19 protein-coding genes and 1 tRNA gene are annotated in these 15,518 nt (G+C 37.0%); all 20 read right to left on the bottom strand.

Going from position 1 to position 15,518, the window contains the following annotated elements; genetic code table 11:
• Nucleotide 1: 1 nt before the first annotated feature.
• Nucleotides 2-493 carry an acetyl-CoA carboxylase biotin carboxyl carrier protein gene (gene accB / locus BMX83_RS00385; RefSeq protein ID WP_091631757.1) on the bottom strand — a complete coding sequence of 164 codons (492 nt, stop codon included), beginning with the start codon at nucleotides 491-493 and terminating at the stop codon, nucleotides 2-4.
• Nucleotides 490-1,734, bottom strand: a complete 1,245-nt coding sequence (fabF, locus tag BMX83_RS00380; protein ID WP_091631754.1) for a beta-ketoacyl-ACP synthase II — start codon at nucleotides 1,732-1,734, stop codon at nucleotides 490-492. The genes accB and fabF overlap by 4 nt, the downstream gene beginning before the upstream one ends.
• Before the next feature lie 16 nt (nucleotides 1,735-1,750).
• A complete protein-coding gene (gene fabG / locus BMX83_RS00375) occupies nucleotides 1,751-2,485 on the bottom strand; it encodes a 3-oxoacyl-[acyl-carrier-protein] reductase (RefSeq protein ID WP_091631751.1) in 735 nt (244 codons plus the stop codon).
• Between the two features lie 11 nt (nucleotides 2,486-2,496).
• Complete coding sequence (gene fabD, locus BMX83_RS00370; RefSeq protein WP_218141898.1) at nucleotides 2,497-3,429, bottom strand: ACP S-malonyltransferase; 933 nt, start codon at nucleotides 3,427-3,429, stop codon at nucleotides 2,497-2,499.
• A 72-nt stretch (nucleotides 3,430-3,501) separates the two neighbouring features.
• Entirely contained in the window at nucleotides 3,502-4,455 is a 954-nt protein-coding gene (gene fabK / locus BMX83_RS00365; protein ID WP_091631749.1) for an enoyl-[acyl-carrier-protein] reductase FabK, read from the bottom strand.
• 28 nt (nucleotides 4,456-4,483) lie between these two features.
• The gene (locus BMX83_RS00360) at nucleotides 4,484-4,708 is read right to left on the bottom strand and encodes an acyl carrier protein (RefSeq protein ID WP_091631746.1); all 225 of its coding nucleotides are present in this window, start codon (nucleotides 4,706-4,708) and stop codon (nucleotides 4,484-4,486) included.
• A gap of 31 nt (nucleotides 4,709-4,739) precedes the next feature.
• Nucleotides 4,740-5,723, bottom strand: coding sequence for a beta-ketoacyl-ACP synthase III (locus BMX83_RS00355; RefSeq protein WP_091631745.1), 984 nt, complete (start codon nucleotides 5,721-5,723; stop codon nucleotides 4,740-4,742).
• On the bottom strand, nucleotides 5,723-6,178 hold the full coding sequence (gene fabT, locus BMX83_RS00350; protein WP_425425815.1) for a fatty acid biosynthesis transcriptional regulator FabT: 456 nt from the start codon (nucleotides 6,176-6,178) through the stop codon (nucleotides 5,723-5,725). Before fabT ends, BMX83_RS00355 begins: the two co-directional genes overlap by 1 nt.
• Nucleotides 6,179-6,316: 138 nt before the next feature.
• Nucleotides 6,317-6,676, bottom strand: a complete 360-nt coding sequence (locus tag BMX83_RS00345) for a DUF2187 family protein (RefSeq protein WP_177170436.1) — start codon at nucleotides 6,674-6,676, stop codon at nucleotides 6,317-6,319.
• 124 nt (nucleotides 6,677-6,800) lie between these two features.
• Nucleotides 6,801-7,235 (bottom strand): MarR family winged helix-turn-helix transcriptional regulator, encoded by a 435-nt coding sequence (locus BMX83_RS00340; protein WP_177170435.1) that lies wholly within the window; start codon nucleotides 7,233-7,235, stop codon nucleotides 6,801-6,803.
• Between the two features lie 87 nt (nucleotides 7,236-7,322).
• Nucleotides 7,323-7,871, bottom strand: a complete 549-nt coding sequence (locus BMX83_RS00335; protein ID WP_091631740.1) for a CDP-alcohol phosphatidyltransferase family protein — start codon at nucleotides 7,869-7,871, stop codon at nucleotides 7,323-7,325.
• A gap of 74 nt (nucleotides 7,872-7,945) precedes the next feature.
• The gene (locus BMX83_RS11085) at nucleotides 7,946-8,074 is read right to left on the bottom strand and encodes a hypothetical protein (RefSeq protein WP_272980500.1); all 129 of its coding nucleotides are present in this window, start codon (nucleotides 8,072-8,074) and stop codon (nucleotides 7,946-7,948) included.
• A gap of 19 nt (nucleotides 8,075-8,093) precedes the next feature.
• On the bottom strand, nucleotides 8,094-8,576 hold the full coding sequence (locus tag BMX83_RS00325; protein WP_091631737.1) for a hypothetical protein: 483 nt from the start codon (nucleotides 8,574-8,576) through the stop codon (nucleotides 8,094-8,096).
• Between the two features lie 72 nt (nucleotides 8,577-8,648).
• Nucleotides 8,649-9,467 carry a ZIP family metal transporter gene (locus tag BMX83_RS00320; protein ID WP_218141900.1) on the bottom strand — a complete coding sequence of 273 codons (819 nt, stop codon included), beginning with the start codon at nucleotides 9,465-9,467 and terminating at the stop codon, nucleotides 8,649-8,651.
• A 239-nt stretch (nucleotides 9,468-9,706) separates the two neighbouring features.
• Nucleotides 9,707-9,780 (bottom strand) — tRNA-Arg (locus BMX83_RS00315).
• Between the two features lie 128 nt (nucleotides 9,781-9,908).
• Entirely contained in the window at nucleotides 9,909-10,484 is a 576-nt protein-coding gene (locus BMX83_RS00310) for a cob(I)yrinic acid a,c-diamide adenosyltransferase (RefSeq protein WP_143059460.1), read from the bottom strand.
• 125 nt (nucleotides 10,485-10,609) lie between these two features.
• Nucleotides 10,610-11,950 (bottom strand): type I glutamate--ammonia ligase, encoded by a 1,341-nt coding sequence (gene glnA, locus BMX83_RS00305; protein WP_091631729.1) that lies wholly within the window; start codon nucleotides 11,948-11,950, stop codon nucleotides 10,610-10,612.
• A gap of 190 nt (nucleotides 11,951-12,140) precedes the next feature.
• Nucleotides 12,141-12,419: an HU family DNA-binding protein gene (locus BMX83_RS00300; protein ID WP_091631726.1), complete on the bottom strand. Its 279-nt coding sequence runs from the start codon at nucleotides 12,417-12,419 to the stop codon at nucleotides 12,141-12,143.
• A gap of 237 nt (nucleotides 12,420-12,656) precedes the next feature.
• The gene (der, locus tag BMX83_RS00295) at nucleotides 12,657-13,970 is read right to left on the bottom strand and encodes a ribosome biogenesis GTPase Der (RefSeq protein WP_091631724.1); all 1,314 of its coding nucleotides are present in this window, start codon (nucleotides 13,968-13,970) and stop codon (nucleotides 12,657-12,659) included.
• Nucleotides 13,971-14,081: 111 nt separating this feature from the next.
• On the bottom strand, nucleotides 14,082-15,479 hold the full coding sequence (gene rpsA / locus BMX83_RS00290) for a 30S ribosomal protein S1 (RefSeq protein WP_091631721.1): 1,398 nt from the start codon (nucleotides 15,477-15,479) through the stop codon (nucleotides 14,082-14,084).
• Between the last annotated feature and the right edge of the window lie 39 nt (nucleotides 15,480-15,518).

Genomic DNA, 15,518 nt, shown 5'->3' with positions numbered 1-15,518 from the left:
TTTAATCTGTTTTGATTTTAATTAAAGTTTGATCAAATTCAATGGCTTGACCATCTTCGACGCTTATTTCTTCTACCGTTCCCTGAACATCGCTTTTAATTTCATTCATCACTTTCATTGCTTCAATAATCATTACCGTTTGGCCTTCTTCGACCGTATCGCCCACCTTCACAAAAGCATCTGAATCCGGTGAACTAGAGCGGTAACTTGTACCAACTATTGGTGACTTAACGAGATGTAATGTTTCTTGTTCTGAATTTGAAGCCTCTAATGAATCAATAGCCAGCTTTGGTTTTTCATATTCCTGAACGTTACTTTCTTGTTTTAAACTGCTGTTCTGATCGCTCGCTTGATCCGATTCTACTTTCTGGCTCGTACTGTCAGATTCACGCTTACTAAGCTTCAGCGATGCGGAATCATTTTCAAATTCAAAATGAGTCAAGCTCGACTGATCGATGAGGTGAATAAGCTCTTTTATTTCATTGTTATTCATTCTGCTTCACTCCATTTTTTAAAACATGTAACGGCATTATGTCCACCAAAACCAAGTGAGTTATTCAAGGCATATTTATTTTCCTTCTCACGCGCTTCTCCAAGAATATAGTCTAAATCACATTTCTCATCCAATTCTTTAGTATTGATCGTTGGTGGCATGACGTTCTCTTGTAATGACATCACGGTTGCAATTGCTTCTATTGCTCCTGCTCCACCCAATAAGTGACCCGTCATACTCTTCGTACTTGATACAGCTACTGTTTTAGATGCTGCCTCTCCAAGAGCCAATTTTATAGCACTCGTTTCTGCAGAATCATTGGCAGGTGTAGAAGTCCCGTGAACATTAATATACCCTACTTCATCAGGTTCAATTCCCGCTTCATTCATCGCCATTTTCATTGCTTTTGCTGCGCCTTCGCCATCTGGTGTCGGTGCTGTCATGTGGAAGCTGTCAGCTGTTGCGCCATATCCAACAATTTCAGCATAAATATGTGCACCACGTTCCTTAGCTGAAGTAAGACTTTCAAGAATAATAATACCTGCACCTTCACCCATCACGAAACCGTGGCGCTTTTTATCAAAAGGTATTGAAGCTTCATCAGGATTATTGCTTGTTGACAATGCATTCAAAGCAGCAAAGCCGGACATCCCAATTTCATTTAAGCTTGCTTCTGACCCGCCGGCTAGCATGTAATCTGCATAACCATGCTTAATTTGTCTAAAGGCTTCGCCGATTGAATTATTACCTGAAGCACATGCCGTAACGATTGATAAGTTAGGCCCCTTTGCTCCAGTAGCAATCGAAATATTTCCAGCCACCATGTTACCTATCGCTTTTGGTACAAAAAGAGGTTCGACCCTGTCTAAGCCCTTTTCATGCATTTTTATAATTTGTTTTTGCATCGTGTTTAGCCCGCCGATACCTGATCCTACAATAACTCCCAAACGATCAGCATCAAAAGCGTAGTCAGCTAATCCACTATCTCTCATGGCTTCGAGTGATGCCGCAACCCCATATTGTGAAAAAGGATCCATGCGCTTAGCTAGCTTTCTATCCATTAACTCTTTGGCATTAAAATCCTTTACTTCTCCGGCAACACTAACATCTATAGCTTCACCATCAAATTTTGTTAAAGGAACGATACCGTTCTTTCCAGTTTTTAGTCCTGTCCAAAATTCTTGTGCTGAGTTTCCTAAAGGAGTGATAGCTCCCAAACCTGTAACGACAACTCTTTCCATTTATATCCTCCTAGATTTAACCATTCATGACCATTCCACCATCTACATGAAGGACTTGGCCTGTAATATATTTTTGGTCACTCAAAAAGTTTACTAATTCTGCAATTTCTTCTGCTGTTCCCAATCTCTTTAGAGGTATGGATTGTAACGCCTGCTCTTTAATCTCATCAGTCAAGCCATCCGTCATGTCAGACTCAATAAAACCTGGTGCAATCGCATTGGCTACAACACCACGTGGAGCAAGTTCTTTTGCAATCGTTTTTGTAAAGCCAATGACTCCAGCCTTACTTGCCGCATAGTTTGCCTGACCAACATTTCCTGTAGTGCCAACGACACTTGATATATTGATGATATGACCAGAACGTTGCTTCAACATAACTTTTGCTGCTTCTTTTGCAGTGAAGAATGTGCCTTTTAGGTTTACTGATAAGGTTGCATCAAAATCTTCTTCAGACATACGAATCAGTAAATTATCTTTTGTAAGTCCTGCATTATTAACAAGGACATCAATTTTTTTAAAAGTTTTTTTTGTTTCTTTAATCATTTTTTTTACAAAGGTTTCATCGCTTATATCACCAATAATAGGATGTGCTTTTCCTCCTAATCCATTGAAATATTCCAACAACTCTGGTTTGAATTCAGATCGACCGTTGACGACGACCGTATGCCCGTCCTTTAAAAAGGAGGATGCAATGGCTTTACCTATCCCTCTTGAACTTCCAGTGACAATTACAACTTTTTTATTGTCCATACTCGACTCCTTTAAGACTGTACTAGCTTCGCTATTGTGTCTATTTGTTTGACTTTTTCAATGTTTTTAACTGTGACACTTTTATCAATTCGTTTTACAAAAGAACGCAGAGACTTTCCAGGTCCTACTTGTATAAATGTTGTAACCCCATCAGAAATCATTTGTCTGATCATTTGTTCGAATTTCACTGATGAAGCTATTTGTTTTGTTAAAAGCGGTTTGATTGACTCAATATTAGAATATGCATCCGCTGTTACATTGGTATAGACAGTTTTATTGAATGGCTGAAAATTCACTTTATCTAATGTTTCAGCAAATTCGCGGCTTGCAGATTCTAGCATTTTAGTATGGAAAGGACCACTTACTTTTAACAATACAGCTTTCTTAGCCCCTTTATCCATTGTTTTATCCATCACTTTATTTACCCCTGAAGTTTCACCGGAAATAACTAGTTGTCCCGGTGCATTGAAATTTGCTATTGAAACAAAAGACTCTTCAGAAACTTCTTTACAAAGTTGAGCCAAAACAGATGCTTCTAGTCCTAAAATAGCAGCCATAGCTCCCTTGCCGTCTGGAACAGCCTTTTCCATCAAGGATCCACGTCGATGCACTAATGGTATGGCCTCTTCAAATGACAATGCCCCTGAAGATACCAAGGCTGTGTATTCACCCAAACTTAACCCAGCAACAACATCAGCAGAAATCCCCATGCTTTTTTTTAAAACATGCTGGATTGCATAGCTGACTGTCAGTATAGCTGGTTGAGTGTATGACGTTTCATTCAATCTAGCATCATCGTTAAAACATATTTCTGCCATATCCGTTTCAAGTAGTCTGCTCACTGTATCAAAAATGTCTCTGACTTCACTGAACTCAGCATAAAAGTCTTTACCCATTTCATTATACTGGGCACCTTGTCCACTGAATAAAAAAGCTGTCTTCAAATAATCGCTCCTTTTCTTTTAACTAATTGAGTCATTGAAAACTCTCAGTTAAAGCTTTGATTATCAAAGTAATCATCTAAAAAAACGCGGATGCCTAACGACCTCATCGTATTCATCCATTAATTCTTGAATGATTTCTCGACAACTTTGCTCTTTTTTAACCAAACCAGCGATCTGACCTGACATAAATGAGCCTCCGTCTTTGTCACCTTCTACAACAGCTTTTCTCAAAGCACCTTTAGCAAGTTCTTCCAAAGGAGTAAAGTCTGGATTTTTATCACTCGACATTTCTTTTTCAACTTTTAAATATTCCCTAGTTAATTTGTTTCTTAATACTCTCACCGGATGTCCAGTAATTTGACCAGTAACGACAGTGTCGATATCACGTGCTTTAATAATGCGCTGTTTAAACGTATCATGAGCGATGCTTTCATGGGCGACTACAAATCGTGTTCCCAACTGGACCGCAGAAGCGCCAAGTGAAAAAGCAGCTGCCATCCCGCGTCCATCAGCGATTCCACCAGCAGCAATTACAGGAATATTTACAGTGTCAACCACTTGAGGAACCAGAGTCATTGTTGTTAACTTACCAATGTGACCGCCCGCTTCCATTCCTTCACATATAATCGCATCGGCGCCTTCTTTTTCCATACGACGAGCTAGCGCTACGGAAGCTACAACCGGAATAACAGTAACTCCCGCTTCTTTAAATCTCTTCATGTACTTCCCAGGACTGCCTGCCCCTGTAGTAATGACTTTAATGTTCTCTTCACAGATCACATCAACAACTTCATCTACATACGGGGATAATAGCAATAAGTTGACTCCAAATGGTTTATCCGTTAATTTTTTAGTTTCTATAATCAATCCTCTGATAAACTCACCGGGTTCATGTCCTGAACCTAACATACCTAATCCACCAGCATTAGAAACTGCTGCTGCAAGACTTGGGGTTGCTACCCAAGACATGGCTCCTTGTATAATAGGATAACTAATCCCTATCTTTTCTATTAATGATTGATTCATCTAGGAGCTCCTTCCAGAATTATTTCAATTATTTTTGATTTTCTACATAAGTGACTAAATCAGAAACAGTGTTCAAACCTTCTTCTGACTCTATTTTAATATCAAATTCATCTTCTATATCATTAATAATTTGGAATAAATCTAAACTATCAGCTTCAAGTTCATCTCTAAAGTTTGTATCCATTTGTACTTCACTTTCTTCTTTGTCTAACTGGTCCACGATTATTTCCTGAATTTGTTCGAATGTTGTCATTATTAATTCCTCCATGTATTTGTTTTTTGTTTTATACTTTTATTAATAACGTTCCCCAGGTTAATCCCCCACCGAACGCACTTAAAACGATATGTTGTCCACTATTCAGTTTAATTGTCCCATTTTCGATCGATTCATCCAGTAATAGAGGTAAACTAGCTGCAGATGTATTACCATAGTGAGCGATGTTCATCGGAAACTTATTGAGCGGTATAGTTAATTTTTTTGATACGATTTCAATAATTCTAGCATTCGCTTGGTGCAGTAAAAAATAATCTACCTTTTCACTATCCATCGTTTCTGCTCTTAGAACATGTTTTATACTTTTGGGTATTGATTTAGTAACAAAATTGAAAATTGCCCGACCATCCATTGTTAAAAAGCCATCCTTTGAATCCACTTTACACATTGGATTTTTTACTTCCTGTTCACCTGAAACTAAGGCCTGGCCTTTCTTACCGTCTGTATGCAAGTCTTCAGCTATGAAGCTTTCTTTCCCTGCTTCTCTCTTCAAGATAACTGCTCCAGCTCCGTCACCAAAGAGTACAGATGTCTTACGGTCTGTCCAGTCCAATGTTTTTGACATAACCTCGCCACCAATCACAAGTGCATATGGATAATCCATATGCCGAAGCATTTTTTCAGCGATAGATAAACCATAAACAAAACCAGAACAGGCGGCACTTATATCGAAAGCAACTGCATTATCTGCATTTATTGCTGCTTGGACTTTACTTGAAACAGAAGGCGACTGACTGTCTGGCGTCATTGTAGCAACGATAATTAAACCAATTTGATTAGGATCAATCTTTTTTTTATTGATGGCCTTTTGACTTGCCTCTATACACAAATCACTTGTATCTTCGCCTTTAGAAAGATGTCTTTTCTCGATACCAGTTCTTTTTTTAATCCATTCGTCAGACGTATCCATCCATTGAGTCAATTCATCATTATAGACGATATTCTTAGGAACATAACTTCCTGTCGAATGAATAGTTACTCCATATGTTTTCATTAGTCTGGTAACTGCCCCTTCGTTCGTTCCAAAAACCTATGTAGATTTTTCAAACCCAACATAAGTACTTCAGATTCTTTTTCACCCATTTCATTGATGGTTTCCTTCACCATGTCACGATGAAATTTGTCATGTACTCGATATAACAATCGCCCTCTGTTAGTTAGAGCCAGTTTGACGACTCGTCGATCAATTTCGCTTCTTACACGTTTGACGTAGTCTTTTCTTACTAGGTTATTGACAGAAACAGTCAAAGTCCCGACTGTGATACCAAGTTTTTTAGCAACCTCACTCGTTGTGTGCTCTTGATACATCCCAATAGCATCGATTGTATGCATTTCCTTGATTGAAACATCCTTAAACTGACTCATTTGTAAGGTTCGCTCCTCAATCATAAGAACATCATTGAATATAGAAACTAAATACTCATTGACTTCATTTACTCGTTGATCCACACCAACCCCTCCAATTTCGAACCCATTTATGCTTTGAGCGTCAAACTATTTGACAATCAAAATAATAACTCAGATTTTTACATCTGTCAAGAAAAAAACTAAAAAAATAAGCCATCGTTAAAATGGCTTATCATCTATTTACTCTTGTTCTGTTTCATTGACTTGACTTTTAAATCCTTCTATATCTTTAAAATTTACTACTGTTTTTTCTTCAACTAAATCATGCATACGTTCAGCTGAATGTGTCCAGTTTATTTTAACTATTGCACTATTGGTCAGTAGTTTTTCGATTTTCCCTTCCATTGGTTCATCACGAAAAGTAAAGATGATTTCATCCCCAACATCTGGTCTTAAATTTTCTTTAATCGTGTCTATAATCTCTACTGCTTCTTTATAAGGCAAATCTAGCAGATTAGCAATACGGGAATTGCTGGCGCCTTTACGAAGTTCTGTTTCCACAAGATCTTGAACTTCAGCAGTTATTTCAACTTTTGCCACTTTCATCCCTCAATTCTTTAGATAAATTTTAATCCTTTAATCAGTATACCATAAAAAACCATCTTTATCGACTAAACGCTTCCAGTAGAATAATCGTTTACACTTATTACAATGCTGCTGACTATTATTCCAATAGTTCAGCAGCTTTGTATCCCACTTTTTTTAATGTTTTTTGAAGTTCAATCACTTCATCTTTTGAACATGGTTCAAAGATTTCTGAAATTTTTTCAGCATGTTTTGGAAAAATATCTTCCATCAAACTTCTACCCTTGTCAGATAATTCACAGAATGTAACGCGACGATCATTTTCATCTGTCTTACGTAAAATAAGAGTTTTTTCTTCAAGTCGCGTGACCACATAAGTAATGCTGCTTGATGCAAGCAATACCTGCTGACCAATTTTTTGGATGGGTTGCTTCCCTTTGCTATATAAAAGCTCCAATACTGTAAACTCTGTCGCATTTAGTCCGTAGGAAGACATATCTTTTTTTACAACATTTTCTACACTCGTTGAGGCTTTTAATAATATTCTCAACGCTCTTAATTCTTCTTCGTTCATTGTTATTTTCATCACCTTTAATTAGTCGTGTTATCTAATTTATTTAATACTTTATTTTAAAACTTGTAAGAGTACATCCACTTTCCTTTATTCATTCTCCATAACATAAAATAATCTTGCATACTTATAGAAGGCAAGTAGTTGAAAAAGACTGGCAAGTATCACAAGAACGGTAATCGTAGCGTCTGTTAGATTTGGGAAAAAGACGGCAATAAACATTGTTAGATAAAAGATGATTGTTGCTATTTTCCCATACCATTTAGCTCCATCCAGCGTTATGTTTTTTCGATACAATCTTAAATTCTGAATGAACATAAACGTTTCCTTAATTAGAAATAAGACAAACAGAAAAATGAATAATCGCCATCTAATCATTAATACGCCAACCACAGCGATTTGCGTGAGCTTATCAGCTACTGGGTCTAAGAGCTGTCCAATCTTTGTACCCTGATTATACTTTCTGGCAATAAAACCATCCAATGCATCAGTAATACCAGATAGTAGTAGAATCACGGTTGCATAAACATAATCCATCTGCGTTTCTGCGCCAAGATAATAATAAACAAAAAAAGGAATGAGAATCAGCCTAGAATAAGATAGAAGATTTGGTACCTTGAACCAGTCTCTCACAGCCATATCATCATTCCTTTCTAAATATTTCACTCGTACCGAGAGTGAGCGATTTGAACCCTCGCACGACAAGAAGCCGCCTAACGGATTTCGAGTCCATCGCCTTCAGTCGAGCTTGAGTAACTCCCGTATTTATAAATCACAGTATATCTAATATCCAATATGTTTTCAATAAAAAAAGGAATATCGGCATTATATTGCTTTGCCATAATATTCCTTTCTTTTTAATTATTTTCTGACATTATCTGGATCTGGATCATCAGGATTGAAAACATCCTCGTGCGTGTCTGCATCTGATTTCGGTTTGTTGAGATTTACTCCGAAACCAGGTGCTTTAATCCCTTCAGAAGATAGTGAGTTCGGATTTTTTGATGTGTTTTCAACATTTTTTGTATGTTTTTCGCCTGATTTATTTGACTGATTGGCTTCTTTTACTAAAAGAACATAACCATTATTTATCATAGCTTCATTGAATTTTTTTTGATCATATTCTTCTAGATTATATTTTTTTAGTGCGTCGGTTTTGCCTGACTTTAAATCCTTAATATTCATTGTTTCACTGGAAATATCCGATATTTTCTCATACTCTTTTTTATTTTCTTCTATACAGACAAGTAACAACTTGTCAACCGAATACTGCGCTTGCTGTACTGCTTTTTCAATAGTCATAACTAAATTGCTCGTTTGCTTGTTAGCTTCCAGAACTTTCATATCAGCACTCTCCTCTTATTCACAATATTAACAAAAGAGAGTGTTTGTACCAAATCTAACGTTTATTAGTTATTAACCTAACGCAACGTCTAAAAACATCATGACTGTAAATCCAATCATCGCACCGATTGTTCCTATATCATTATGTCTTTCAACTTTAGCTTCTGGAATCAATTCTTCAACAACCACATAAATCATTGCTCCCGCTGCGAAAGCAAGCGCATAGGGTAATATTGGACGCATAGACAGAACTAGAGCAGCACCCAAAACGCCGGCGATTGGCTCCACGATTCCTGATGCTTGACCATACATAAATGCCTTTGTTCTACTGAACCCTTCTTTTCGTAAAGGCAGAGATACTGATGCTCCTTCTGGAAAGTTCTGGAGGCCAATCCCTATTGCCAAAGCAACAGCGCTTGCGACAGTGGATGCCGGAAAACCAGCTGCTGCAGCACCGAACGCCACACCCACTGCAAGTCCTTCAGGAATGTTATGTAGTGTGATAGCCAACACCAAAAGCACACTTCTTCTTAAATCTGTTTTTATCCCCTCTTCTTTCCCACCACCACCATTTAGACTTGGATGCAAGTGAGGTAATAGTTTATCAGTAACCCATAAAAAGATTCCTCCTGATAAAAAGCCAACGACAGCGGGAATCCAGCCCGGTACGTTTGTTTGCTCTGCAAGTTCGATTGCTGGTGCAAGAAGCGACCAGAAGCTAGCTGCAATCATGACTCCAGCAGCAAAGCCTAACATTGCAGTTAAGACATTCTTATTCATATCTTTCATTAAGAAAACTAACGATGCACCCAGTGCAGTAACAGCCCAAGTAAACAGCGTAGCTAAAAATGCCTGCATTACGGGATGCAAAGTAATAAACCAATCCATTATACATTCTCCTCAAAATTATATTCACTTTGTATTATAGCGAAAACACAAGTCATTTAACACAATTATGCACGATTAAATCAATACCTAATAGTCATAATCATTTTAAAAGTTATTAACATCCATTATCTATTTTTTATAATTTGAATGGATAAGACTTAAACTATCAATCGAGTTAAAATAAGATAAAAAAAGAAGTGACCTAAGCCACTTCTTCTTCGGTGTGAATCTGAAAATAAATACGTTCTGGGAGGGATTCGAACCCCCGACCGTTCGCTTAGAAGGCGAATGCTCTATCCAACTGAGCTACCAGAACAATTTTACCAACAGAATTTATTATATAGCGATTTTTCTACAATGTCAATGATAAATTAGGTTTATTCAAATAAAGATACAAATATTTCTATTTTTCTCGATTCTATGATTTTTTTCTGCTTTTAGCCCTTAATCTTTATGGAAAACTTTGCCTGTTTTTGTATAAACATTTTCTTCCCTATCAGATTGTTTATTTAAATACCTTGCTACAGTAAAAAAGTAGTCAGATAAACGATTAAGATATATCAATATATTTTTATCCACTGATTCTTTTTCAGAAAATCTCAAGAGATTTCTTTCAACACGACGCATCACCGTTCGAACAATATGCGCTTGTGCCGCTTGTTTTGTTCCACCAGGCAGGATGAAATATTCGATTTTACTTAACTTTTTCGTGAGTGCATCAATTTCACATTCAATACTTTTTATTTTAGATATATCAAATTTGAGATTCAATTTATTATCTTTATCGGCCAATATACTCCCAATGTCAAACAAATCATGTTGTATGCTTAACATGTCTGCTTTGACGTCCTCTAAAAGACTTTCATGTTCTTCATCAATGAAACTAATTAGCAAGCCTATATGAGCGTTTAATTCATCCATACTTCCGTAAGCTTCAACCCTTGGATCTGTTTTTTTTACTGTTTGGCCACCTATAAGGTTAGTATTCCCAAAATCGCCCCTGCCCGTGTAAATTTTCATCCCTGCACCCCATATAATATATTTTAGTTTACTTATCACAATAAGCAAAAAGCAATAAAACTCTTGAAAGAAGTTTTATTTGCCTCTTTCAAGAGCTTTGTACATTTTTTTAGTCATTCAGATTATTAGTAAAGTTTAAAGTAGCGATCCATTTCATATTTCGATACAGCTGTTGAATATTTTCTCCAGTCTGCTTCCCTGGCCACAACGAATCGATCAAATATATGTTGTCCTAAAGCATCAATGATCGTTTTATCTTTTTTGAGGGCTTCAATCGCTTCTATAAGTGTCATAGGTAACGATTTAATCTGATTTTCCTCACGTTCAAATTGATCCATATTATAAATGTTTTTATTAATAGGGTTCGGAGCACTTTTAGCTTCTGATATTCCCTTCATGCCGGCTTTTAACAGTACTGCCAAGGCAAGATAAGGGTTCGCAGTGGGATCTACACTTCTTAATTCAACACGTGTAGATTGTCCTCTAGAAGAAGGCACTCGTATAAGTGGGCTTCTATTTGTGCCAGACCAAGCGATATAAACAGGCGCTTCAAATCCAGGCGTCAAGCGTTTGTAAGAGTTAATGATCGGATTGCAAATGGCTGTATAAGCTTGCGCATGATCCAATAAACCAGCAATAAATTGATAGGCTGTTTTACTTAAGCCTTCTTCAGAATTTTCGTCGTAGAATGCATTTTTTCCATCTTTAAACAATGACATATTGAAATGCATACCTGATCCACTAATGTTTTCTATTGGTTTAGGCATAAAGGTTGCATGAAGGCCGTACTTTCTAGCAACTGTTTTAACAATCAACTTAAAAGTCTGAATATTATCACATGCTTCAACTGCGTTCGCGTATTTCCAGTCGATTTCATGTTGCCCAGGAGCAGCTTCATGGTGACTTGCTTCAATTTCAAATCCTAGTGCTTCAAGTTCCAAGACGATGTCTCTTCGACAGTTTTCAGCTAAGTCAGTTGGAGCTAAGTCAAAATATCCCCCATGATCATTTAAATTTTCACTTGGATTACCATGTTCATCTAATTTAAACAAGAAGAATTCTGGTTCTGGACCTAAGTTGAATTCTGTAAAGCCTAAATGTTCCATTTCTTTTAAAATACGCTTTAAATTACTTCTAGGGTCACCATTAAATGGCTCTCCCGAAGGCATGTAAACATCACAAATGAAACGTGCAATACGGGTATCACTAGAGCTAAGTTCCCATGGAAAAATTAACCATGTATCTAAGTCAGGATGTAGTTTCATATCACTTTGATCGATTTCCACAAAACCATCTATAGAAGAACCATCAAAAGCCATCTCATTATCCATTACTTTGTCTAGCTGACTGATAGGCACTTCAACATTTTTGATTACCCCATCGATATCCGTAAACATTAGTCTTAAAAATCTAACATTTCTCTCTTTTGCTTCCTTCTTTATTTCCTCTTTACGCTTGGAGGACATTTTTCATTCATCATCCTTTCAATAATATGTACCTACTTTAAGGTTACGTACTCCCTGATAAATTGTCAATTATTTTCCTTTTTTAATAGCTACTTTTTTAATTAAGTATAGGACATTCTTTTTTTATGCTTAGAATACAATAAAAACGCCGAGATCAAATAATCTCGACGTTTAAAAAAGCATTAAGTTTTTATGCTTTAACTGCATCTTTTAAAGCTTTACCAGCTTTGAATGCTGGAACTTTAGTTGCAGGAATCTGGATTTCTTCCCCTGTTTGAGGATTACGTCCTTTACGTGCTGCGCGGTCGCGTACTTCAAAATTACCAAAACCAATAATTTGTACTTTCTCGCCATCAGCTAATGTATCTTTGATAGAGTCGAATACAGCTTCAACTGCAGCTGTTGCATCTTTTTTTGTAAGATCAGCTGAAGATGCTACTTTTTCGATCAATTCTGCTTTATTTGCCATTGTATCTTTCACCTCCTCAAAAGAAGCTCATGCATAAAATTCATTAAATGAATTTGCTATCTGATTGCATTCTTTTTTTCTTGAAATGCACTTGGGTGAAATAGTCTGTTATGACATTTCAATTAAAAAGATACCATAGAATCCTTGATACTGCAATGCTTTTATACTATTCTCTTAGAATTATAGCTGTTTTTCGATAGAATCTATGGTTACTTTTTAAAGTTTAATTCATTTTACTTACTTTCGTTTACGTGGGATGATTCGAATAGGCGTTCCCGAAAAATTAAATGTATCTCTGAATCGATTCTCTAGAAAGCGGGCATAAGAAAAATGAAGCAAATCCGGATCGTTCACAAAAATAACAAAAGTAGGCGGTGATACAGAAACTTGTGTTGTATAGTAAATTTTTAGACGACGCCCTTTATCAGTCGGTGTTGGATTTGTTGCCACTGCATCCATAACGACATCATTTAAAATGGAAGACTGTATACGTAAGTTACGATTCATAAAGACCTCTTCAATGCGTTCTGGTAATAAATGCAGCCGTTTTTTTGTTAAAGCAGAAACAAATACAATTGGAGCATAGCTTAAATATTGGAAATTATCTCTAACATCTAATTCAAACTCTTTAAGGGTGTTGGTCTCTTTTTCTATGGTGTCCCATTTATTGACAACCAAAATTATACCTTTTCCTGCCTCATGAGCATAGCCAAATACTCGCTTATCTTGCTCTCTAATGCCTTCTTCAGCGTTTATAACACACAAGACAACATCAGAACGATCAACCGCTCTCAAGGCTCTTAAAACGCTGTATTTTTCAGTTGATTCATAAACTTTACCTTTTTTTCGCATGCCTGCAGTATCTATTACTACAAAATCTCTACCTTCTTGCGTCTGAAAATGTGTATCTACTGCTTCACGTGTTGTACCTGCAATATTAGATACAATGACTCGCTCTTCACCGATAATAGCATTTACAAGGCTCGATTTTCCTACGTTAGGTCGTCCAATGACACTGAACTTAATAGTGGATTCATCATAATCACTTTCAGAATCCTCTGGAAAATGTTTAATGACTTCATCCAATACATCCCCTAGGCCTAGACCATGTGAACCAGAAATTGGATAAGGATCTCCAAGTCCCAACGAGTAGAACTCATAAACATCACTTCTAAGCTCAGGATTGTCTGCTTTGTTTACAGCAAGAATAACAGGTTTTCCTGATTTAAAAAGAATTGGAGCAACTTGCTGGTCTTCGTATGTGACGCCTTCTCTAACACTAGTCATCATTATGATAACATCTGCTTCTTCAATAGCAATTTGAGCTTGCTGTCTAATTTCTACATTCAAAGGTTCATCCTCTAAAGTGATTCCCCCAGTATCAATTAAAGCGAACTCTTTTCCTAGCCATTCAGCATCAGCATAAATTCTATCTCTAGTTACACCTGATGTATCTTCGACGATTGAAATGCGTTCTCCCACGACTCTATTAAAAATCGTAGACTTGCCTACGTTAGGTCTTCCTACAATGGCTACTGTTGGTTTTACCATCAATAACACCTTCTTTCATATTTATAATTATGCGTTAAAACAGGACACCCAACTGTAATAGGCATTATACCTAAATACAGTTGGGTGCGGTAAAAGATACCTTTTTATTGATTACTCTTCGTCATCTTCATCCATAAATCCTGAAAGTTGGTCACCAATTTGATCACCCAATGTAAATGCACCTTCGTCATCTTCATCGCGTAATGCTGGTTGTTTAATTTCAGGTTTATCTTCAGCTTTTTTCTTAGGCGCTGCTTTTGGTTTTTCAGTGTCTGCTGATTCGTTCGGATTTTCTTTTAAAGCTTTAATACTTAAAGAAATACGCTCTTCATCAGGTTTAACACTCAATACCTTAACGTCTAATTCTTCATCTTTAGCTACAACTTCGTGTGGTGTTTCCACATGCTTGTGAGCCATTTCAGAAATATGAACGAGTCCTTCAACACCTGGTTTAACCTCAACAAAAGCACCAAAGTCTGTAACACGTTTAACCGTTCCTTTAGTTACAGAACCAGCTGGAAGCTCTTCTTCAATATTATCCCAAGGTCCAGGTAATGTTTCTTTAATAGATAGAGAAACACGTTCTTGTTCTTTATCCACTTTAAGAACTTTGACTTCCACTTTGTCACCTTTAGATAATTTATCCTTAGGTGATGCGATACGTTCATGAGCAATCTCTGAAATATGAACGAGACCATCTACGCCACCAACATTGACAAAAGCACCAAAGTTAGTCAGACGAACAACTTCGCCTTCAACAACTGATCCTTCTTCAAGTTTTTCGAGTGCTTCTTCACGTTCTGCTGCTCTCTCTTTTTCTAGTAACACTTTACGTGATAAGATTAGCTGGCGCTCTTTAGGATCAATTTCAATGATTTTAAAGTTGTAGGTATTTCCTTCAAACTGATTTAAATCACTGACAAAATGAGTGTCGATTTGTGAAGCTGGGACAAATCCTCTTACGCCTAAATCGATGGTTAATCCCCCTTTAACGACGCGAGAAACTGTTGCTTCGATCACTTCATTATTATCATATTTTTGCTGTAATTCTTCCCAAACTTTACGTTGATCTACACGTTTTTTAGATAAAATGAAGCTCCCTTGTTCTTTATCTTTAACGTCTCTTAACACAACGACATCGATAGTTTCACCAATAGATACAACATCAGATGGTTTATCAAATCGTTCAGTTGATAACTCACGTGGCGGAATGACACCTTCTTGTCCGCCTTCTAAACCAACAATGACTTGTTTATCATTATCGATGGTCAACACTTCACCTTTGACTAAATCTCCAGGGGTGATATCGTCGACGTCTCTCATTACGTCAGACATTGATTCACCAGATGCTGCGTCGTCTATTTCAACTGCAGGTTGTACCTGCTGTTTCTCATTTTCCGCAAAAACATCTTGTGCAGTAGTATCGTCAGGTGTATCCACCTGTACTTGCTCTTTTGCAGCTTCTACTGCTTCCTCTTCAGTTACTTCGTTTCTGTTTTCTTCTGTCATTATATTTGCCTCCCAAAACCAATAATTCCTACATCTTTA

The sequence above is a fragment of the Alkalibacterium gilvum genome (assembly GCF_900109085.1).
Taxonomy (GTDB): Bacteria; Bacillota; Bacilli; order Lactobacillales; family Carnobacteriaceae_A; genus Alkalibacterium; species Alkalibacterium gilvum.
Note: the sequence above shows the minus strand (reverse complement) of the source record. Positions and strands in the feature narration are given on the sequence as shown.